19 protein-coding genes are annotated in these 20,037 nt (G+C 66.6%); 12 read left to right on the top strand and 7 right to left on the bottom strand.

Annotation, left to right across the window (positions count from 1 at the left end; genetic code table 11):
- Positions 1–1,005: an EF-P beta-lysylation protein EpmB gene (gene epmB, locus AC06E9_RS00440; RefSeq protein WP_478055222.1), complete on the bottom strand. Its 1,005-nt coding sequence runs from the start codon at positions 1,003–1,005 to the stop codon at positions 1–3.
- A gap of 126 nt (positions 1,006–1,131) precedes the next feature.
- On the opposite strand from epmB, the gene efp reads away from it, so the two are divergent.
- The 5 genes from efp (at position 1,132) to AC06E9_RS00415 (ending at position 5,422) form a co-directional block, all read left to right on the top strand.
- Entirely contained in the window at positions 1,132–1,701 is a 570-nt protein-coding gene (gene efp / locus AC06E9_RS00435) for an elongation factor P (protein WP_019182820.1), read from the top strand.
- Between the two features lie 227 nt (positions 1,702–1,928).
- Positions 1,929–3,272 carry a TRZ/ATZ family hydrolase gene (locus AC06E9_RS00430; RefSeq protein ID WP_478055221.1) on the top strand — a complete coding sequence of 448 codons (1,344 nt, stop codon included), beginning with the start codon at positions 1,929–1,931 and terminating at the stop codon, positions 3,270–3,272.
- A gap of 16 nt (positions 3,273–3,288) precedes the next feature.
- A complete protein-coding gene (gene ubiG / locus AC06E9_RS00425) occupies positions 3,289–4,020 on the top strand; it encodes a bifunctional 2-polyprenyl-6-hydroxyphenol methylase/3-demethylubiquinol 3-O-methyltransferase UbiG (protein ID WP_121038225.1) in 732 nt (243 codons plus the stop codon).
- Complete coding sequence (locus tag AC06E9_RS00420; RefSeq protein WP_121038222.1) at positions 4,013–4,696, top strand: phosphoglycolate phosphatase; 684 nt, start codon at positions 4,013–4,015, stop codon at positions 4,694–4,696. Before ubiG ends, AC06E9_RS00420 begins: the two co-directional genes overlap by 8 nt.
- 18 nt (positions 4,697–4,714) lie before the next feature.
- The gene (locus AC06E9_RS00415; protein WP_478055220.1) at positions 4,715–5,422 is read left to right on the top strand and encodes a squalene/phytoene synthase family protein; all 708 of its coding nucleotides are present in this window, start codon (positions 4,715–4,717) and stop codon (positions 5,420–5,422) included.
- Between the two features lie 31 nt (positions 5,423–5,453).
- Here the strand turns inward: AC06E9_RS00415 and AC06E9_RS00410 are convergent, their stop codons facing one another.
- Genes AC06E9_RS00410 through yidD form a run of 3 tightly spaced genes read right to left on the bottom strand, consistent with a single transcriptional unit; the run spans position 5,454 to position 7,903 of the window.
- Positions 5,454–6,299 carry a M23 family metallopeptidase gene (locus AC06E9_RS00410; RefSeq protein WP_183073676.1) on the bottom strand — a complete coding sequence of 282 codons (846 nt, stop codon included), beginning with the start codon at positions 6,297–6,299 and terminating at the stop codon, positions 5,454–5,456.
- Entirely contained in the window at positions 6,299–7,645 is a 1,347-nt protein-coding gene (locus AC06E9_RS00405; RefSeq protein ID WP_282264030.1) for a dihydroorotase, read from the bottom strand. The genes AC06E9_RS00410 and AC06E9_RS00405 overlap by 1 nt, the downstream gene beginning before the upstream one ends.
- Entirely contained in the window at positions 7,646–7,903 is a 258-nt protein-coding gene (gene yidD, locus AC06E9_RS00400) for a membrane protein insertion efficiency factor YidD (RefSeq protein ID WP_121038212.1), read from the bottom strand.
- A gap of 272 nt (positions 7,904–8,175) precedes the next feature.
- Between yidD and dksA the strand changes: the two genes are divergently transcribed.
- The gene (dksA, locus tag AC06E9_RS00395) at positions 8,176–9,447 is read left to right on the top strand and encodes an RNA polymerase-binding protein DksA (protein ID WP_121038209.1); all 1,272 of its coding nucleotides are present in this window, start codon (positions 8,176–8,178) and stop codon (positions 9,445–9,447) included.
- 885 nt (positions 9,448–10,332) lie between these two features.
- On the opposite strand, the gene AC06E9_RS00390 is transcribed toward dksA, so the two are convergent.
- From AC06E9_RS00390 to cysS, 3 genes are all read right to left on the bottom strand, one after another.
- The gene (locus AC06E9_RS00390; RefSeq protein WP_121038206.1) at positions 10,333–11,586 is read right to left on the bottom strand and encodes an MFS transporter; all 1,254 of its coding nucleotides are present in this window, start codon (positions 11,584–11,586) and stop codon (positions 10,333–10,335) included.
- Positions 11,583–12,023: a SufE family protein gene (locus AC06E9_RS00385; protein ID WP_461770096.1), complete on the bottom strand. Its 441-nt coding sequence runs from the start codon at positions 12,021–12,023 to the stop codon at positions 11,583–11,585. The genes AC06E9_RS00390 and AC06E9_RS00385 overlap by 4 nt, the downstream gene beginning before the upstream one ends.
- A 151-nt stretch (positions 12,024–12,174) precedes the next feature.
- Positions 12,175–13,542 carry a cysteine--tRNA ligase gene (gene cysS / locus AC06E9_RS00380; protein ID WP_478055219.1) on the bottom strand — a complete coding sequence of 456 codons (1,368 nt, stop codon included), beginning with the start codon at positions 13,540–13,542 and terminating at the stop codon, positions 12,175–12,177.
- A 255-nt stretch (positions 13,543–13,797) separates the two neighbouring features.
- On the opposite strand from cysS, the gene AC06E9_RS00375 reads away from it, so the two are divergent.
- The 6 genes from AC06E9_RS00375 to AC06E9_RS00350 all read left to right on the top strand — a co-directional run bounded on the left by AC06E9_RS00375 (position 13,798) and on the right by AC06E9_RS00350 (position 20,033).
- A complete protein-coding gene (locus AC06E9_RS00375; protein WP_121038197.1) occupies positions 13,798–14,370 on the top strand; it encodes a hypothetical protein in 573 nt (190 codons plus the stop codon).
- A gap of 360 nt (positions 14,371–14,730) precedes the next feature.
- Entirely contained in the window at positions 14,731–15,741 is a 1,011-nt protein-coding gene (locus tag AC06E9_RS00370; protein WP_478055218.1) for an N-acetylornithine carbamoyltransferase, read from the top strand.
- A 92-nt stretch (positions 15,742–15,833) separates the two neighbouring features.
- A complete protein-coding gene (locus tag AC06E9_RS00365) occupies positions 15,834–17,027 on the top strand; it encodes an argininosuccinate synthase (RefSeq protein ID WP_121038191.1) in 1,194 nt (397 codons plus the stop codon).
- A 63-nt stretch (positions 17,028–17,090) separates the two neighbouring features.
- Positions 17,091–17,540 carry a GNAT family N-acetyltransferase gene (locus tag AC06E9_RS00360; protein ID WP_121041150.1) on the top strand — a complete coding sequence of 150 codons (450 nt, stop codon included), beginning with the start codon at positions 17,091–17,093 and terminating at the stop codon, positions 17,538–17,540.
- Positions 17,541–17,545: 5 nt separating this feature from the next.
- Complete coding sequence (locus AC06E9_RS00355) at positions 17,546–18,634, top strand: acetylornithine deacetylase (protein ID WP_478055217.1); 1,089 nt, start codon at positions 17,546–17,548, stop codon at positions 18,632–18,634.
- Positions 18,635–18,707: 73 nt separating this feature from the next.
- Positions 18,708–20,033, top strand: a complete 1,326-nt coding sequence (locus AC06E9_RS00350) for an acetylglutamate kinase (protein ID WP_183073675.1) — start codon at positions 18,708–18,710, stop codon at positions 20,031–20,033.
- Positions 20,034–20,037 lie beyond the last annotated feature (4 nt).

Genomic DNA, 20,037 nt, shown 5'->3' with positions numbered 1-20,037 from the left:
CTAGACCGGCCGCTTGCTGCTGTCGCCGGAGATCTCGCGGACCAGCTTGGGGACCAGGTAGCCGGACAGGCGTGCGGTCAGCTGTGCATGCAGGTCCTTGGCGGTGTCGTCGGCCACTTCGAAATGGGCCACGCCTTCGACCCGGTCCACCTGGTACAGGTAATAGGGCAGCACGCCCGCCGCGAAACTGCGCTCGCTCAACGCCTGCAGCGCCTCGATCGAATCGTTGACCCCGCGCAGCAGCACCGCCTGGTTGAGCAGGGTGGCGCCGGCCGCGCGCAGGCGCGCCATCGCAGCATCCACGGTCGCATCGAATTCGTTGGCGTGGTTGGCATGGATCACGAACGCGACCGGCCACGGCAGCGAGGCGATCCACTGCACCAGCTCGTCGTCCACGCGTTCGGGCAGCACCACTGGCAGGCGGCTGTGGATGCGCAGGCGGCGCAGGTGCGGAATCTGCTTCAGGGCCTGGGTCAGCTCCACCAGCTTGTGGGTCGCCAGCGACAGCGGGTCGCCGCCGGACAGGATCACCTCGTCGATGTCCGGGTCCTGCGCGATCGCGTCGACCGCATCGCGCCAGCCCTCGCGGGCCGCGTTCTCGGCGCCGTAGTCGAAATGGCGGCGGAAGCAGTAGCGGCAGTTGATCGCGCAGCTGCCGGTGGTGACCAGCAGGGCACGGCCGCGGTATTTCTGGATGACCCCGGTGGCCTTCTTGGCCGCGCCGTCGCCCACCGCATCCAGGCTGAAGCCGGGCACGACCTTCAATTCGTCGGTGATCGGCAGGACCTGGCGGAGCAGGGGGTCATGCCGGTCGCCATGGCGCATCCGGGCCGCGAAGCCCTGCGGCACGCGCACCGCGAACTGGCCGGCCGCCTCGTCAGAGACCCCCAGCGCCACCGGATCCAGCCCCAGCTGGCGCAGCAGCTCGCGCGGGTCGCGGATCGCCTCGCGCCACCGTTGCTGCCAGCGGACGGGGGCGGCCAGGGGCATGGCGGAAAGCTGCATGGAATGGGGGCCTGCGGTTATCATGTGGGTCAGAAATATCGAGTCACCCCACCGGTGTCGGTGGGATTTCCCATTCTATCCGGCTCGCCGCGCCTGCGCGGCGTTTGCCCATTCAGGAGTTTCAGCATGGCCACTGTTGGCATGAACGACGTCAAGAACGGGATGAAGATCCTGGTCAACAATGAACCAGCGGTCATCACCGAGACCGAATACGTCAAGCCGGGCAAGGGCCAGGCCTTCACCCGCATGAAGTACCGCTTCATCAAGTCGGGCCGTGTGGTCGAAATGACCATGAAGGCTACCGATGACGTGGAGAAGGCCGATGTTGTCGATACCAATATGGACTTCATGTACAGCGACGGCGAGTTCTGGCACTTCATGGACCCGGAATCCTTCGAGCAGGTGCAGGCCACCAAGGCCGGCATGGGCGGCGCCGAGAAGTGGCTGAAGGGCGAAGAGTCCTGCATCGTCACCCTGTGGAACGGCGAGCCGATCTTCGTGCAGCCGCCGAACTTCGTGGAACTGAAGATCACCGAAACCGATCCGGGCGTCCGTGGCGACACTTCGGGCGGCGGCGGCAAGCCGGCCACCCTGGAAACCGGCGCGGTGGTCCGCGTGCCGCTGTTCGTCAACCAGGATGAAATCATCAAGGTCGACACCCGCTCGGGCGAATACTCCGCACGCGCAGGCAAGTAATCCGGGTACGCGGCAGCGCATCCGCGCTGGCGCTCCCACGATCCGCGCCGCGGATCGTGGGCCCCAACTCACCAGCATCCACACCCCGCCGCTTCGCGGCCGTCCCTGATTCAGGGGCTAGTCCTCCAGAAGCATCGCGGTAGCCGTCCAGCATGGGACCGGTCTTCTGAAGGTTCGAGGTAGGCCCTGCCGTAGGCTGACCTGTTTCTCCAGCAAAGTGAGCCCGCATGACCGACACCGCCCGCATTCCCGAAGCCTGTGACCTGTTGATCGAAGCCGGTTACGTGGTCCCGATCGAGCCGCATGCGGTGGTGCTGGAAGACCATGCCGTGGCCGTGCGTGGCAGTGAGATCATCGCGATCCTGCCGCGTGCCCAAGCGCGCGAGCGCTTTGCGCCCAAGCAGACCGTGTCCCGCCCGGACGCGGCGTTGATGCCGGGTCTGGTCAACGCGCACACCCACAATCCCATGACCCTGCTGCGGGGCGTCGCCGACGACCTGCCGCTGATGGTGTGGCTGCAGCAGCACATCTGGCCGGTGGAAGCGGCGGTGATCGGGCCGGAGTTCGTGGCCGATGGCACCACCCTGGCGATCGCCGAGATGCTGCGCGGCGGTACCACCTGCGCCAACGAAAACTACTTCTTCTCCGACGTCCAGGCCGCCGTCTACAAGCAGCACGGGTTCCGTGCGCTGGTCGGTGCGGTGATCATCGATTTCCCGACGGCCTGGGCCAAGACCGACGACGAGTACTTCGCCAAGGCCGGCGAGCTGCACGACCAGTGGCGCAACGATCCGCTGATCGGCACCTCGTTCGCCCCGCACGCGCCGTACACCGTCAACGACGCGAACTTCGAACGCGTGCGCATGCTGTCCGACCAGCTGGACATGCAGGTGCACCTGCACACGCATGAAACCGCGCAGGAAATCAGCGACTCGCTCAAGCTGCACGGCCAGCGTCCGCTGGCGCGTCTGGATCGGCTCGGCCTGGTCAACGACCGCCTGATCGCGGTGCACATGACCCAGTTGACCGAGGCCGAGATCCACCTGTGCGCCGAGCGCGGCGTCAGCGTGGTGCATTGCCCCGAATCCAACCTCAAGCTGGCCTCCGGGTTCTGCCCGGCGTGCGCGCTGCAGCGCGCCGGTGTGAACCTGGCGATCGGCACCGATGGCTGCGCCAGCAACAATGACCTGGACATGTTCAGCGAGAACCGCACCGCGGCGATCCTGGCCAAGGCCGTGGCCAATGACGCCACCGCGCTGGACGCGGCCACCACGCTGCGCGCGGCCACCCTGGGCGGCGCACGCGCGCTGGGCTTCGGCGACCGCATCGGCTCGATCGAGGTCGGCAAGCAGGCCGATCTGGTCTGCGTGGATCTCTCCGCGCTGGAAACCCAACCGCTGCACCATATGCTCTCGCAGCTTGTCTACGCCGCCGGCCGCCACCAGGTCAGCGATGTCTGGATCGCCGGCCAGCCCAAGCTGGTCCAGCGCGAACTGGTCGGCATGGACACCGCCGCGATCGTCGCCAACGCCCGCCAGTGGCGCGAGCGTATCCGACACATCCGTGCTTGATGCATCAAGGATCCCCATGAACACCCCCCATGCTTCCACCAATTTCGATCAGGCCGAACTGGACAAGTTCGCCGCGCTCGCCAACCGCTGGTGGGACGTCGATGGCCCGCAGAAGCCGCTGCACGCGTTGAACCCGGTGCGCCTGCAGTACGTCGCCCAGCGCGTCACCCTGCGCGGTGCCCGCGTGCTCGATATCGGCTGCGGTGGCGGGCTGCTCAGCGAGGCGCTGGCCAAGGAAGGCGCGGACGTCACCGCGATCGATCTGGCCCCGGAACTGGTCAAGGTCGCCCGCCTGCACGGGCTGGAGTCGGGCGTCACGGTCGACTACCGCGTGCAGGCCGCTGAAGACCTGGCCGCCGAACAGCCGGGCAGCTTCGATGTGGTCACCTGCATGGAAATGCTCGAGCATGTGCCGGACCCGGGCGCGATCATCGCCGCCTGCCATCGCCTGCTCAAGCCGGGCGGCCAGCTGTTCCTGTCCACCGTGAACCGCACCCCGGCCGCGTTCGCCGTGGCGATCGTCGGTGCCGAGTACGTGGCGCGGCTGCTGCCGAAGGGCACGCACCACTACCAGGATTTCATCAAGCCGGCCGAGCTGGGCAAGTGGCTGCGCGAGGCCGATTTCAACCTGCGCGATGTCAGCGGCATGGCGTATGAGCCGTGGCGCAACCGTGCCCGCCTGAGCACGCGCACCGACATCAATTACCTGGCCCACGCGGTCAAGCCGGACGACGCGGCTCGTGTCTGAGTTCGGTTTCCCGCCGGCGGTGCTGTTCGATCTGGACGGCACCCTGCTGGACAGCGCACCGGACATGCTGGCCACCGCCAACGCGATGCTGGCCGCGCGCGAGCGCGCGCCGATCACCCTGGGTGCGCTGCGCCCGGTGGTCTCCAAGGGCTCGCGTGCGATGGTCTCGGTGGCCTTTCCCGAGCTGGGGCAGGCCGAGCGTGATGCGCTGGTGCCGGAGTTCCTGGCGCGCTACGAAGGCCTGATCGGCCAGCATGCCGTGCTGTTTGATGGCATCGCCGGGATGCTCGACGCGCTCGATGCGGCCGGCTGCGCGTGGGGCATCGTCACCAACAAGCCCGAATACCTGGCCCGGCTGATCGTGCCGCAGCTGGGCTGGGAACAGCGCTGCAAGGTGCTGATCGGCGGCGATACCCTGGCCCAGCGCAAGCCGCATCCACTGCCGCTGCTGGCTGCCGCCGAGCGCATGGGCATCGCCCCGGGTACCTGTGTCTACGTGGGCGATGACGAGCGCGACATCGTCGCCGCCAACGCCGCCGGCATGGCCTCGGTCGCCGCGCTGTGGGGCTATCGGCTCGATGCCGACGATCCCATGGCCTGGGGCGCCGACACGCTGATCGCACGTCCCGAACACCTGCAACATGCCAAGGCGTGGCCGCTTCCGCGCACGCTCTAGCCTTTCAAGGAATACACCGTGAGTACTCCCAGCGCCCTGGACAGTTTCCTGGACAAGTGGCGGACCCGCTGGCCCGAGTGGCAGGTGGCCGAACGCTTCGTGCCCGAGCACCAGCGCACCCTGGTGGTGGCGTGGTTCTCGCTGCTGCAGGAGTTCGACGACATCCTCAATACCGCCGGCGACCCGTTGCCGTCCGACGCCAAACTGGCGTGGTGGGGTGAAGAGCTGCGCAGCTGGTCCGCACAGCGCTCGCGCCATCCGCTGGGCCGCGTGCTTGAGCCGGTGCGCGCGCCGTGGGCGCAGCTGGCCGAGACCCTGCCGGATCTGATCGACGCGCGTGCGGTGCCGGTCGATCCGGCGCAGGCGCTGCGCGCGCTGCAGGCCTATGCGGCCGCGGTGGCCGCGGTCGAAGCGGTGATGTTCGATACCCCGGCGCGTGGCGATGTCGCCACCCCGGTGCTGGTGCAGACCCTGGCCCAGCGGCTGCACGAGAGTGGCGTTGCCGCCATTCCGCGTTCGCTGCTGGCCGAGGATGACACCGCCGCACCGCGCAGGTGGGCGCAGCAGTTGCTGGCGAAGTGGCCGGCGCGGGTTGCCGGCCCGCGGCCCCGCCGGCTGTACGCCGCGTTGGCCCGTGCCCGCCAGCAGACCTGGGCGCAGGACCGTCAGTACCAGGCCACGCCGATGCGTACGCTGTGGCTGACCTGGTGGGCTGCGCGAGGCTGAGCGTGGGTGCCGGCCAGCGGCCGGCCCTCCGTTACTTTCCGCGTTCCAGCACCAGCAGCGGGTCGATGCGGGTATCGAACCAGTTCATGCCCCAATGCAGGTGCGGGCCGGTCGCGCGACCGGTCGCACCGACAGCGGCGATCACCTGGCCCTGCTCGACGCGGTCGCCGACCTTCACGTCGATGCGCGACAGATGCAGGAAGTTCGAACTGATCCCGAAGCCGTGATCCAGCAGCAGCGTGCCGCCTGTCAGGTAGAGGTCCGGGCCGGCGAAGGTGACCACGCCGGCGGCCGGTGCCTTCACCGGGGTGCCGGTCGGCACCGCGATGTCCATGCCGGAGTGGCCCGAACCGGGTTGGCCGTTATAGACGCGCGCATTGCCGAAGCGGCCGCTGATGCGGCCCTGCACCGGCCAGATGAAGGCCTGTGCGAAGTCGGCGCGATTGTCATCGCGGGCACGCGCGGCGGTGACCTGCGCCTGCTCACGCTTGATCCGTTCGGCAATCGCCGGCGGCGGATTGACCGTCTTGGGCGGCACGCCGTTGACGCGCTCGGTCGGCCAGTCACGCGGGGTGACCGCGATGCTGGCCGTTTCGCTGCCGCCGTCCGGGCGCGTCACCTGCACCTGCAGTGGACCTTTCTCATCGCGGCCGATGCCGAACACCACGCTGCCGTACCCGCTCACGCGCAGGGTGCGGCCGCCGTACTGCACGACGCTGCCGGCCGGCACTTTGCCGATCACCATCGCGCCCTGCGAGGCGCTGGCCGGAAACACCACGCGCGCATCTGCCTGGGCCACGGCGGGCGAGGGCAGCAGACTGCCCATCGCCGCGACGCCTGCGGCCGCCAGGGCCGCGCGCAACACCCGTGCCCGCATCAGCGGTCGAAGCTCATGCGCTGGCCGTTCGGCGAGCCCACCAGCTTCTCGCCATCCCACGCCAACTGCCCGTTGACCCAGGTCGAGGCGATGCGCGAACGGAAGGTGGTGCCTTCAAACGGCGACCAGCCGCACTTGGACAGCACGTCTTCGCGCTTGACGGTGAACGGCACGTCTTCGACCAGCACCAGATCGGCGAAGTAGCCTTCGCGCAGGTAGCCACGCTGGCTGACATCGAACAACTGCGCCGGCGCGTGCGCGAACTTCTGCACGACCTGGGTGATCTCCAGTTTGCCTTCGTGTACCAGTTCCAGCGCGGCGACCAGCGCGTACTGCACCAGCGGCAGGCCGGACGGCGCCTGTGCATAGGGCTTCTGCTTTTCTTCCCAGGTGTGCGGCGCATGATCGGTGGCGAGCACGTCGATCACGTCATCGGCCACGGCGCGGGTCAGCGCTTCGCGGTCGCTGGCTTCCTTGATCGCCGGGTTGCACTTGATCAGGTTGCCCAGCCGCGCGTAATCGCTGCGGTCGAAACGCAGGAAGTGGATGCACGTTTCGGCGGTGATCTGCTTGCGGCTGCCATCGGCGCGGATCAGCGGGCCGCGTTCGAACAGGGCCAGCTCATCAGCGGTGGAGATGTGCAGCACGTGCAGGCGGGTGCCGTGCTTCCTGGCCAGCGACACGGCCAGCTCGGAGGACTTCAGGCAGGCCTCGCGCGAGCGGATGTCCGGGTGCTGCTCGGCACTCAGGGCATCGCCATACTTCTCGGCGTACTCCTTGGCCTTGGCATCGATCATCGGCGTGTCTTCGCAGTGCGTGATGATCGGCGTGGGCGCATCGCGGAAGATCGCATCGAGCGTTTCCGGGTTGTCGACCAGCATGTTGCCGGTGGAGGCGCCCATGAACACCTTGATGCCCGGCGCGGTCTTGGGATCCAGCGACTGGATGTGGGCCAGGTTGTCGTTGCTGGCGCCCATGTAGAAGCCGTAGTTGGCGCGTGCGCGGCCGGCGGCGGCATCGTACTTGGACTGCAGGATCTCGGCGTTGAGCGTGGGTGGATTGGTGTTGGGCATGTCCATGAAGCTGGTCAGGCCCCCGGCGACGGCCGCGGCCGATTCGGTCGCGATGTCGCCCTTGTGGGTCAGGCCGGGCTCACGGAAATGGACCTGGTCGTCGATCATGCCCGGCAGCAGCCAGCGGCCGGCGGCGTCGACGACGGTTTCGCCGGGGCGGGCATCCAAACCGGGGCCGATCTGCGCGATGCGGCCATCTTCGATGCGCAGGTCACCCTGGGTGATGGTGCCTTCGTTGACCAGGCGGGCGTTGACGATGAGCGTGGAGGACATTCAGTGTTTTCCTGTGCAGCGGCAGGTGGCGTCATGCGCGGCGCGCGGGGGCACCTCGTCGATGCCACCGGGATGGAAGGGATGGCAGCGGCCCAGCCGGCGCGCGGCCAGCCAGCTGCCGCGCGCGGGGCCATGGGTGGCGATGGCTTGCATGGCGTATTCAGAACAGCTGGGCATGAAGCGGCAACGCGGCCCCAGCAACGGGCTGATGAAGCGCTTGTAGAAGCGCAGCAGGGCGATGAGCAGGCGTGAGATCACCTCCCAATCTTATTCCAGTTGGCATGAAGGGCGCATTTGTCGCAGGATGGGGCGTTGGACCCGTCCGCACCCACGCGCGCGACGGGCCACCCCGGCGGTGTCGCCGGGTCAGGTACCGAACTGCGCACGTTGGCCCGCCTGCCAGGTGGACCGGTCGCACGCCTTGCGACTCCGGGGCTGAACGGAGTAGGCGGTGTGGTTGCTGCTGCTGGTCGGGTAGGCTATAAAGGCCCGCTTTCCCGGGCCCCGGGGAATCCAAGGAAGAGCGTTTCGTGGCTGCTAAAAAAACTGCAAAGAAGGCCGTCAAGGCCGCCAAGAAAACCGCCAAGCCTGTTGTAAAGAAGTTGGCGGCCAAGTCCGTTGCCAGAAAGCCGGCCGCCAAGCCGGCTGGCAAGCCTGCATCCAAACAACCGGCGGCCAGGACGGCACCCGTTAAAAAGGCGGCCAGCACGTCGCCGGCCAGGACCGTCAAGAAGGCTGTCGCCAAGAAGCCTGCTGCCAAGACGGTGGTGGCCAAGAAGACCGTCGCCAAGAAGGTCGTTGCCAAGAAGTCGACGGTCGCCAAGCCGGTTGCCACGCCCGCCAAGCGCGCGGCAGGCAAGCCGGTGAGCAAGGCGCCCGTCAAGAAAGCCGCTGCCAGCAAGACGGCAGCCAAGAAGACCGTGACGCCTGCTGTCGCCAAACCGGCGGCCAAGCCGGCACCGGCGAAGAAGACCGCAGTCAAGCAGGCACCGGCTACGCCGGTGAAGGCCAGCAAGACCGCCAGCAAGCCCGTGGCACCCAAGCCGGCCACCAAGCCGGTTGCAGCACCCGTAGTGAAGTCCGCACCGAAGCCGGCATCGCCGGCGCCGGCCAAGTCTGTCCCGGCCAAGAGCCCGGCCAAGGCGGCACCTTCTCCGGCGTCCGCGCCGGCGCCGGTCGCCCCTGTCGCCGCCTCCAAGGCCCCGCAAAACAAGAATCCCGTGCCCGTTTCGAAATCGCCTGCAAAAACCCCCGCCAAGTCCGAGTCCGCCCCCAAGCCCGTGTCCCGTCCGGTCGGCAAGGTCGCCGTTGCCGTGGCAGCGCGTTCGGCCGCCCCGGCCCCTCGCACCAAGGTGAAGGTGGTGGAATACAAGACTGACGAAGCCACCGGTCGTCCGATCCTGCCCGACGGTTACAAGCCGAGCGCGGAAGAGGAATACATGAGCCCGCTGCAGCTGGAGTATTTCCGCCAGCGCCTGCAGCACTGGCGCAATGATCTGGTGGAGGAATCCAAGCAGACCATCGCGAATCTGCAGGAGGAAGTGCGTGATATCGGCGATGAGGCCGAGCGCGCCACCCGCGAGACCGAGAACTCGCTGGAACTGCGTACCCGCGATCGTTATCGCAAGCTGATCGGCAAGATCAACAGCACGCTGAAGCGTCTGGAAGATGGCGATTACGGTTTCTGTGTGGATACGGGCGAAGAAATTGGCCTGGACCGTCTGGAAGCCCGCCTGACCGCTGAGCGCACGATCGATGCGCAGGAGCGTTGGGAGCATCTGCAGAAGCAGCAGGGCGACTGATCGCGCTGTTGGTTGTGCTGTTCTACGAAAAAACCCGGCTTCGGCCGGGTTTTTTTTGGCTGGCTGTTTGTTTTTGGTTCGGGTTGGTTCGGGTTGGTCGCGAAGGGTGTTGGCGCCTTGCTGTCTGGTGCTCGAGTGGGTCGGGCAGCCCGGTCCGGGACCCGCCGTAAACCCATCCATGGGGGCTCGTAGTGCGGCATCCATGCCGCACACGGTCCCGGACCGGGCTACCCGACCCACTCCCGATACGTTCACGGGTGGGCGGCTGGAAGAGCCTGGACTCCCGCTTTCGGCACGCTCTGAATCAGCTGCCAGGGTTGGCTGGGCCTTCAGGAACTACCAAACGCTGGTCTGGATGCTTGTGCCGCGGCGCGCGGTATTCATGTGTGGTGTGGATCTACCGGCTAGGCGGGCGCGCCGAAAATTACGCAATCTGCAATCCGCTGGCACCCGGAGGCGAGACCGAAGCCGCAAGACGCAAGCCGCAAGCCGTAAGCGGTATGTCGTAAGCCAGCAGCTAACAGCCAAAAGCCAAAAGCTAAGCGCTGACAGCTGACAGCGAACAACCGGCGTCGCACTCCGTGAGTGATAAGCGGTGAGGAGCCGGCTATTTGCTTTTTGCCTGTCGTCGTTTGTTCTTCGCTGTTGATTCCGCGCAAGCAACCCACTGTCCATGGGTGGACGGGTGGCGCAGTGAAGGACCGTGTGCGGCATGGATGCCGCACTACGAGCCCCCATGGATGGGTTTACGGCGGGTCCTGCACTGCGCTGCCCGGCCGCCCAACCCCAGGCACAGGAAGGCGCCGAGCCGACAACGCATGCACCCCAACCGCGCGGCGCCAGCCAACCAGCTGGCCAGCACCAAGCAATGAGCCGGCCAAATGCTCAATGCAGATCGCGCAGGTTCAACCGCCGCAGCGTCGGATTCTTCCACGCCGTAATGCCCGCCACGCTCAACACCGCAAAGCCGCCCAGCACCACCGCCGGGACCAGCCCCAACAGCTTGGCCATCGTGCCCGCATAGAACGCACCCAGCTCATTGGACGAGCTGATGAAAATGCCATTGATCGACGACACCCGACCACGCATCTCCTCCGGCGTCGCCAACTGCAGAATCGTCGAACGCACCACCACCGACACACCGTCGAACGCACCGTAGAACAACAGGATCGCCGCCGACAGCCAGAAATTCGACGACAGCCCGAAGCCGATCACGCACAGGCCAAAGCCGGCCACCGCGAACAACAGCACACGCCCCGCATTGCGCTGCAGCGGCCGACGCGCCAGCCACAGCCCCACGCACACCGAACCCAGCGCCGGCGCCGCACGCAGCACGCCCAGCCCCTCCGGGCCGTGATGCAGAATCTCGTGCAGGAACGCCGGCAGCATCGCCACCACGCCGCCGAGCAACACCGAAAACATGTCCAGCGCCATCGCCCCGACCATGATCTTGTTGCCCAGCACGAACCGGCCGCCCTCGGCGATGCTCTTGAAGATCGGCGCCGCCGGGCCCGTGTGCACCGGCTCGGAGACGCGCAGCGCCGCCAGGCAGCCCAGCGCGATCAGCGACACGCCTACCGCCACGCCATAGGCCACGCCCTTGCCGCCCCACGCCACCAGCGCACCGCCCAGGGCCGGCCCGAGCACCATGCCGGCCTGGAAGACGACCGCGCCAAGGCCGGCTCCGCGGGCGTACTGCGTACGCTCCAGCACGCGGGCGAACAGAGCGTTGTAGATCGGCGAGAGGAACGCGCGGACCATGCCGGTCAGGGCGATCGCCGCATAGATCGGCCACACTCCGTGGAACGGCAGCCAGCCCTGGGCGACCGCGGTCAACACCAGTGCGGTCATCACCAGCCCGCTGCAGGCGACCATGCCCAGCCGGCGGCGGGGCAGGTGGTCGACCAGGTAGCCGGCAAACGGCGCCACGCAGAAGAACGGCAGCACCTCGGCCAGGCCGACCAGGCCCAGCGAGAACGGATTGCGGGTGACCTCGTAGATATGCCAGCCGACCGTCACCGCGACGATCTGGTAGGAGAGCATCGCGAAGATGCGGTACGCCAGCACCAGCGAAAAGCCCGGGCGGGCCAGCAGCTGCAGGGCGCTGTCCGGCTCCTGCGGATCGGCGGAGAGCGTCACGACTGCGCTTGGGCGGTGTCGCGGATGAAGGCCAGCATCGCCGCCACGCCGTTGCTGCGGGTCGGCGACAGGTGGCGCGACAGCCCGATGTCCTGGATGTAGTTCGGCTCGGTGGCCAGGATGTCGGCCGCCGAACGGCCCGAGTAGACGCGCAGGGCCAGGTAAATGAGCCCGGAGACGATCGCCGAATCACTGATGGCGTGGAAGCGCAGCGCCTCGGCATTGCCGTCCGGCACGATCCAGACCATGGACTGGCAGCCGAGCAGGCGATGTTCCTCGGTTTTCCATTCTTCCGGGAACGTGGGCAGTTTGCGGCCGAGGTCGATCAGGTACTGGTAGCGCTCGGACCAGTCACCGAAGAACGCGAATTCCTCGGCGATGGCTGCCTGGGCTTCAGCAGCGGTGGGTTCGAGCGGGAACGGGGAGGTGGGGGTCATGGGGGCTCCGGGTCGGTGTTCGCCGTCCGTGGGTGACCGTGCAGTTGCGGGGGGGAGGCAGCCCGGCCGTCCGTGGCCGGGGCGATGTCATGGCAATGCCCAGTGGATCGGGCGGTGTCGGGTAGCGCCCGACGGTCAGCCGGGCGGTCGTTCAGCGCTTGCGCGACCAGCGCACGCCTTGGGCGGTGTCTTCCAGCACGATGCCCTCGGCGGCCAACTGGTCGCGGATCGCATCGGCGCGGGCGAAGTCGCGGGCCTGCTTGACAGCGGCGCGTTCATCGATCAGGGCCTGGATCGCCGCATCGTCGTCGTTGCCGCCTGCGGTGCCAAACCAGGCCGCGGGATCCTGCTGCAGCAGGCCCAGCGCCAGGCCGGCACCGAGCAGCGCGGACTTCCAGTGCGCCTTGTCGGCGTCGGCAGCCTTGCGTGCCTCACCGGCGATACGGGCCAGCTCGGCCAGTGCCTGTGGGGTGTTGAGGTCGTCATCCAGCGCGGCCTCGATCTCGGCCGGAATCACCGCAGCGGCGTCCACCCCGACCAGATCGCGCAGGGTGCCGTACAGGCGGTCCAGGGTGCGCACCGACTGCTCGATCAGCGCATCGGACCAGTCCAGCGGCTGCCGGTAGTGGGCCGACAGCAAGGCATAGCGCAGCGCCTCGGGGGCATGCTGGCGGACCAGATCGTGCACGCGCTCGATGTTGCCGATCGACTTGCTCATCTTGGCGCCGCCGAAGTTGAGCATGCCGTTGTGCAGCCAGAACCGGGCGAAGGTCTGCCCGCCGTGCGCGCACTCGCTCTGGGCGATCTCGTTCTCGTGGTGCGGGAACTGCAGGTCCACGCCGCCGGCATGGATATCGATGGTCGGCCCCAGGTGCGCGGCGGCCATCGCCGAGCACTCGATGTGCCAGCCCGGGCGGCCACGGCCCCAGGGCGACTCCCAGCCGGGCAGGTCGTCGCTGGAGGGCTTCCAGAGCACGAAATCGCCCGGGTCGCGCTTGTACGGGGCGACATCCACGCGCGCACCGGCCAGCATCTCGTCAGGGTCACGGCGCGAGAGCTTGCCGTACTCGGCGTAGGAGCCCACCGAGAACAGCACGTGGCCTTCGGCCGCATAGGCATGCCCGTTGGCGATCAGCTGCTCGATCATCGTCACGATCTGCGGGATATGCGCGGTGGCTTCCGGCTCGATATCCGGCGGCACCACGCCCAGCGCGGCCATGTCCTCGCGGTAGGCGGCGGCGAAGCGGTCGGTGATGGTGCTGATCGGGACGTGCTGCTCGCGCGCGGCCGTGTTGATCTTGTCATCCACGTCGGTGATGTTGCGGGCATAGCGCAGGCCGCCGAAGCGGCGGCGCAGCAGGTCGGCCAGTACGCCGAACACCACCGGCCCACGGGCATTGCCGATGTGGACGTAGTTGTAGACCGTGGGGCCACACACATACAGGGTCGGACAGGTCGGATCGAGCGGGGTGAACGGTTCGAGCTGGCGTGTCAGGTTGTTGTGCAGGCGCAGGGTCATGAGGGTCGGGAGCGGGGGTAAGCGGTCGATTTTAGAACGTGTCGGGGGCTTTGGGGGGATGTGGGCAGGGCAGGCAGGCGGCCCCGGCCGCCGGCGGTGTGGCTGAAGGCTTCAGGCGTTCCGTCCCGTCGTGGCGGGCTTCCGGCCCCGCGGGTGGGGCCGGCCTATGGGCAGAAGCGTCACGGAAGGGTAATGTTCAGCCCCTTGTGCTTGCCACTGCCTAAACTATCCCTCTTGTCCTTTTCCTTGTTGCCAATGAAATCCGCTTCGTTGTTGACGCTGGTCTGCCTGCTCGGAAGTGCCGCCTTCGGGGCGTGCGCCCAGGAGGGTGAGGTGCGCAACCGGGTGGTGATCGTGGAGAACGTCAAGTTCGACTACGCCCAGGTGCTCAACGTCGAGCCGGTCTTCCAGACCCTGCGCGCCACCCGCACTGAAGAGCACTGCGAGCCGGTCTCCACCCGCACGCTCGCGCCGGTCAACGTCACCGGCGAGGAGCCGCAGGAAGACAAGGGCCGCTTCGGCCGCTTCATGGATTCGGTGCGCTCGATCTTCCGCCGGGAGGACGGCAGCACCGACGAAAGTGGCTACTCAGAAACGGTGGTGGTCGAGGCCACGCCGGCCAACACCGGGCCGTTGTTGACCCGGGATTGCAAGATCATCCCGGTCGGCCGTGAGTTCCGCCGCCCGATCGCCTACGACGTGGACTACGTCTACAAGGGCACCAAGTACCGTTCCCGCCTGCCTGAAGACCCGGGCAACCGGCTCAAGATCCGCGTTTCGATCACCCCGTGGGTGGGCAACGAGCAGGCCGGTGGCGCCAACCCGTGACACCTCCCGTCGCCTCACGGGCGACGCCTTCAACCTGAATTTCCATTCAGGCCTTGCACCCGCCCCGGGTGCATGCAAAGATGGGCGGCCATGAAACTCACCGACTTCCAGCACGACACCAGCGCCGCCCGTATGGCTACGGGCATGACGTCGCGTGCCCGCCGACCGGAACCCCACATTTTCGCTGGGTAACCGGAGCTTCGTGCTGCCTGTTTGGAAAACCCAGCCCCCGCGCTGGGTTTTTTCGTTTCTACGATCTGAAAAGTTTCATCTGTATACGTTTTGTTGAGCCCTGAACGCGCCCCGGCGCCCCCAACCCCTGCCGGAAACGGTGGAAAACCAGCCGCAAAGGATCGATCGATGTCCCTGAAGCACTTCCTGAACACCCAGGATTGGAGCCGCACCGACCTGGATGCCCTGTTGACCCAGGCCGCGTTGTTCAAGCGCAACAAACTGGGCGACGAGCTCAAGGGCAAGTCGATTGCCCTGGTGTTCTTCAATCCCTCCATGCGCACCCGCACCAGCTTCGAGCTGGGCGCGTTCCAGCTGGGCGGCCACGCGATCGTGCTGCAGCCGGGCAAAGACGCCTGGCCGATCGAGTTCAACCTGGGCTCGGTGATGGACGGGGACACCGAGGAGCACATCGCCGAAGTGACCAAAGTGCTGGGCCGCTATGTGGACCTGATCGGCGTGCGTGCCTTCCCGAAGTTCATCGACTGGACCAAGGACCGCGAGGACGAAGTGCTCAAGAGCTTCGCCAAGTACTCGCCGGTGCCGGTGATCAACATGGAAACCATCACCCACCCGTGCCAGGAACTGGCCCACGTGATGGCCCTGCAGGAACACTTCGGCACCCAGGACCTGCGCGGCAAGAAGTACGTGCTGACCTGGACCTATCACCCCAAGCCGCTCAACACCGCGGTGGCCAACTCGGCGCTGACCATCGCCACCCGCATGGGCATGGACGTGACCCTGCTGTGCCCGACCCCGGATTACATCCTGGATGAGCGCTACATGGGCTGGGCCGAGCAGAACGTCGCCGAGAGCGGCGGTTCGCTGCAGGTCAGCCATGACATCGCCAGTGCCTACGCCGGCGCGGACGTGGTGTACGCCAAGAGCTGGGGCGCGCTGCCGTTCTTCGGCAACTGGGAACCGGAGAAGCCGATCCGCGATCAGTACAAGCACTTCATCGTCGACGAAGCCAAGATGGCGCTCACCAACAACGGTGTCTTCAGCCACTGCCTGCCGCTGCGTCGCAACGTGAAAGCGACCGACGGCGTGATGGATTCGGCGCAGTGCATCGCGATCGACGAAGCCGAAAACCGCCTGCATGTGCAGAAGGCGATCATGTCGGCATTGATCAGCCGCTGATCGAACGCCTCCAATGGTGCAGCCACGCATGGCGTGGCTCTACCCGCACCAACCCAGATTCTTACCGCATCCCCCTATTGGACCTGACCCCCATGAGCAACAAAGACATCGTCCTGGCCTTCTCCGGCGGACTCGACACCAGCTTCTGCGTGCCTTACCTGCAGGAGCGCGGCTACAACGTGCACACCGTGTTCGCCGATACCGGCGGCGTGGATGACGAAGAGCGCGATTTCATCGAGCAGCGTGCCGCCGAGCTGGGCGTCACCAGCCACGTCACCGTCGATGGTGGCCCGGCGATCTGGAGTGGTTTCGTCAAGCCGTTCGTGTGGGCCGGCGAAGGCTACCAGGGCCAGTACCCGCTGCTGGTCTCCGATCGCTACCTGATCGTGGATGCCGCGCTCAAGCGCGCCGCCGAGCTGGGCACCAACATCATCGCCCACGGCTGCACCGGCATGGGCAACGACCAGGTCCGTTTCGACCTGGCCGTGAAGGCACTGGGCGATTACCAGATCGTCGCGCCGATCCGTGAGATCCAGAAGGAACACACCCAGACCCGCGCCTATGAGCAGAAGTACCTGGAAGAGCGTGGCTTCGGCGTGCGTGCCAAGCAGCAGGCCTACACCATCAACGAGAACCTGCTCGGCCTGACCATGTCCGGCGGCGAGATCGACCGTTGGGAAGCCCCGGGCGAGGGTGCCCGCGGCTGGTGCGCCCCGCGCAGCGAATGGCCGGTCGAGCCGCTCACCGTGACCCTGACGTTCGTCGAAGGCGAAGCGGTCGAGCTGGATGGCAAGGCGCTGCCGGGTGAGCAGATCCTGGCCAAGCTCAACAAGCTGTTCGCCCCGTACGGCGTCGGCCGTGGCGTCTACACCGGTGACACCGTGATCGGCCTGAAGGGCCGCATCGTGTTTGAAGCGCCGGGCCTGGTCTCGCTGCTGGCCGCGCACCGTGCGCTGGAAGATGCGGTGCTGACCAAGCAGCAGAACCGCTTCAAGCCGGACGTGGCACGCAAGTGGGTGGAGCTGGTGTACGAAGGCTTCTACCACGACCCGCTCAAGACCGACATCGAGGCCTTCCTGAAGTCCTCGCAGACCAAGGTCAACGGTGAAGTGGTGCTGGAGACCCGTGGTGGCCGTGTGGATGCCGTGGCCGTGAAGTCGCCGCACCTGCTCAACGCCAAGGGCGCCACCTATGCACAGTCGGCCGACTGGGGCGTGGAAGAGGCCGAAGGCTTCATCAAGCTGTTCGGCATGAGCTCGACGTTGTATGCGCAGGTGAATCGCTGATCGATTGATCGACGTGTCCGGCGGGTGCGCGCCACCCGCCGGGCGTTGAACTGGACCGAGACCATGAACCTGCACGTCTGCACCGATAAACAGCGGCTCGATGTCGCGCTGATTCACCGGTATCTGTCGACCCAAGCGTATTGGAGCGAAGGGATTCCACGGGAAACGGTGCAGCGGGCGATCGACGGCTCCTTGTGCATCGGCGGCTATCTGGACGATGGCAGTCAGGTGGCCTTTGCCCGGGTGATCACCGACGGTGCGACCTTCGGCTACCTGGCCGATGTGTTCGTGCTGCCCGACCACCGGGGGCGCGGCTACAGCACGGCGTTGATCGAGGCGTTGCTGGCGCAGCCGGCGCTGCAGGGCCTGCGCCGTTTCATGCTCGCCACCCGCGACGCGCATGGCCTGTACGCGCGTTTCGGATTCGATGCTCCGGCGCGCCCGGAGCTGCTGATGGAAATTGCGCGACCCACGATCTACCAGGATGCGGCCGTTGCCGCAGTGAAGGACTGACCCGCATGCTCGAAAACACCCTTACCCAACTGCAGGCCCTGGTGTCGTTCGACACGCGCAATCCGCCGCGTGCGATCACCACCGGCGGCATCTTCGATTACCTGCGTGCGAACCTGCCCGGGTTCAATGTGGAAGTGATCGACCATGGCGACGGTGCAGTCAGCCTGTATGCGGTGCGTGGCACCCCGAAGTACCTGTTCAACGTGCACCTGGATACCGTGCCGGATTCGCCGCATTGGACGGCCGATCCGCACGTGATGCGGCGCGCCGAGGACCGCGTGATCGGACTGGGCGTGTGCGACATCAAGGGCGCCGCGGCGGCGTTGGTGGCGGCTGCGAACGCCAGTGATGGCGACGCCGCGTTTCTGTTCTCCAGCGACGAGGAGGCCAACGACCCGCGTTGCATCGCCGCGTTCCTCGCCCGTGGCATTGCGTATGAAGCGGTGCTGGTGGCCGAGCCGACGATGAGCGAAGCGGTACTCGCGCACCGTGGCATCAGCTCGGTGCTGATGCAGTTCAAGGGCCGCGCCGGGCATGCCTCGGGCAAGCAGGATGCGGCCGCCAGCGCACTGCATCAGGCGATGCGCTGGGGCAACCGCGCGTTGGACCATGTCGAGTCGTTGTCGCATGCGCGCTTCGGCGGGCTCACCGGCCTGCGCTTCAACATCGGGCGCGTGGAAGGCGGCATCAAGGCCAACATGATCGCACCCGCCGCCGAGGTGCGCTTCGGCTTCCGCCCGCTGCCGTCGATGGATATCGATGCGCTGCTGGCCACCTTTGCCGGTTTCGCCGAACCGGAGGCCGCGGTGTTCACCGAGACCTTCCGTGGGCCCAGCTTCCCGGCCGGCGATATTGCCGAAGCAGAAAACCGCCGGCTGGCCGCGCGTGACGTGGCCGATGCGCTGGATATCCCGATCGGCAACGCGGTGGATTTCTGGACCGAGGCTTCGCTGTTCTCGGCCGGGGGTTACACCACGCTGGTGTACGGCCCGGGCGACATCGCCCAGGCCCACACCGCCGATGAGTTCGTGACACTGGAGCAGCTGCAGCGTTACGCCGCGTCCGTGCACCGCATCATTGCGCACGGCGCCTGATCGAATGACGCCGTCGTGGTCCCCCACTGACGGAACTCCCATCGCGGCCCCGGCCGCCTGCGACGATATCGAAATGCCTTCTTCCCAGCCCCACCGCCAGACCCGTCAGACCATCGTGCGCCTGCTCTCGAGCATGGCCAGCGCGAAGGAAATCAGCCAGTACCTCAAGCGTTTCTCGCAGCTGGACGCCAAACGCTTCGCCGTGGTCAAAGTCGGCGGCGCGGTGCTGCGCGATGACCTGGAGGCGCTGACCTCCTCGCTGTCGTTCCTGCAGGAAGTCGGCCTGACCCCGATCGTGCTGCATGGCGCCGGCCCGCAGCTGGATGCCGAACTGTCGGCGGCCGGCATCGAGAAGCAGACCGTCAACGGCCTGCGCGTGACCTCGGCCGAAGGCCTGGCGATCGTGCGCCGGGTGTTCCAGGCCTCCAATCTGCAGCTGGTCGAAGCCCTGCAGCAGAACGGCGCACGCGCGACCTCGATCACCGGCGGCGTGTTCGAAGCCGAGTACCTGGATCAGGACACCTACGGCCTGGTCGGTGAGGTCAAGAAGGTCAACCTGGCCCCGATCGAAGCAAGCCTGCGTGCCGGCTCGATCCCGGTGATCACCAGCCTGGGCGAAACCCGCTGCGGGCAGATCCTCAACGTCAACGCCGATTTCGCCGCCAATGAGCTGGTGCAGGAACTGCAGCCCTACAAGATCATCTTCCTGACCGGCACCGGCGGCCTGCTTGATGAAGAGGGCAAGGTGATCGATTCGATCAACCTGTCCACCGAGTACGACCAGCTGATGCAGCAGCCGTGGATCCATGGCGGCATGCGGGTCAAGATCGAGCAGATCAAGGACCTGCTCGATCGCCTGCCGCTGGAATCGTCGGTGTCGATCACCCGCCCGGCGGACCTGGCCAAGGAGCTGTTCACCCACAAGGGCTCGGGCACGCTGGTGCGCAAGGGCGAGAAGGTGCTGCGCGCCACCGCGTGGGATGCGCTCGATCTGCCGCGCCTGAAGCAGCTGATCGAATCCAGCTTCGGCCGTACCCTGGTGCCGGACTACTTCCAGAAAACCAAGCTGCTGCGCGCCTACGTCAGTGAGAACTACCGCACCGCGGTGATCCTTACCGACGAGCCCGAAGGCGTCTACCTGGACAAGTTCGCGGTGCTCGATGACGCGCAGGGCGAAGGCCTTGGCCGCGCGGTCTGGAATGTCATGCTGGACGAAACCCCACAGCTGTTCTGGCGCTCGCGCAACGGCAACCCGATCAATCACTTCTATTACGCGCAATCCGATGGCTGCTACAAGCAGGGCCACTGGAAAGTGTTCTGGTTCGGCGCCGATGGCTTCGACCGCATCAAAGCGTACGTCGAGCATTGCGCCGCACGCACCCCCAGCCTGGAGGGCTGAACCT

This window comes from Stenotrophomonas sp. Steno-Z10-BAI (assembly GCF_056393115.1).
This window is presented reverse-complemented; position numbering and strand designations above follow the sequence as displayed.